At 62.2% G+C, this 676-nt stretch carries 2 protein-coding genes; both read right to left on the minus strand.

Annotation, left to right across the window (positions count from 1 at the left end; genetic code table 11):
- The coding region (locus AC1DWI_RS25530; protein WP_477726234.1) for a hypothetical protein at nt 1-242 on the minus strand (242 nt) is incomplete at its 3' end.
- A gap of 98 nt (nt 243-340) precedes the next feature.
- The coding region (locus AC1DWI_RS25535; protein WP_477726235.1) for an enoyl-CoA hydratase-related protein at nt 341-676 on the minus strand (336 nt) is incomplete at its 5' end.

Consider the following 676-nt stretch of genomic DNA (forward strand, 5'->3'; position numbering starts at 1 on the left):
ACATGGCAGATGGTGCCTCCGCTCACGCCCAGCTCGGAACTCTGTTTCGCGGACTTGTCATAGGCTACGGGTTTGTCTTTCCCTGCATCGTGTTTTACGGTCGTGGGTTCTGATTTGGCCGGTGCCGGTCTTGTGTAGGTCGGCTTTCCGAGCTGCGCATGGTTGTTCCCCACCGAGAGCAGCAGGGCCAGTACGGTAAATGTGAAGCGGGCCGCAGTGGGGACGGAAGGCGGTGTTTTCACGAACAGCTCCTCGGTTGCACGGGAAACCACTCTAGAACTTGTATCGCACTACTGCATCCTCCAATTGAGGGAGATTCACCGGCTCGGCGCCGCAGGCCTCAGAGGTCGCGGAAATGGTTCAAAGGCGCCAGCGCACTGAAGTCGCCCGCGCGCTTCTCCTTCATGGCCGTCACCGCCTCACGCACATGCGCATTGCTCCAGATCRCGCCCTGCAGCCAGCCCATCTGCTTGAGCGCGTCGTCCACCGAGTGGTCACGCGTGTAGTGGATGGCCTGCTTGGTGCCCCAGATGGCCACCGGCGGCTTGGTGGCAATCTCGCCGGCGCATTGCATGGCGGCCGCCAGCATCGCCTCGGCCGAGTCAAACACTTCATTGACGAGGCCGTAGCCCAGCGCCTTGGCCGCCGGCATTCGCCGCCCGGTGTAAGCCAATTC

The organism is Polaromonas sp. P3_C2, assembly GCF_056402675.1.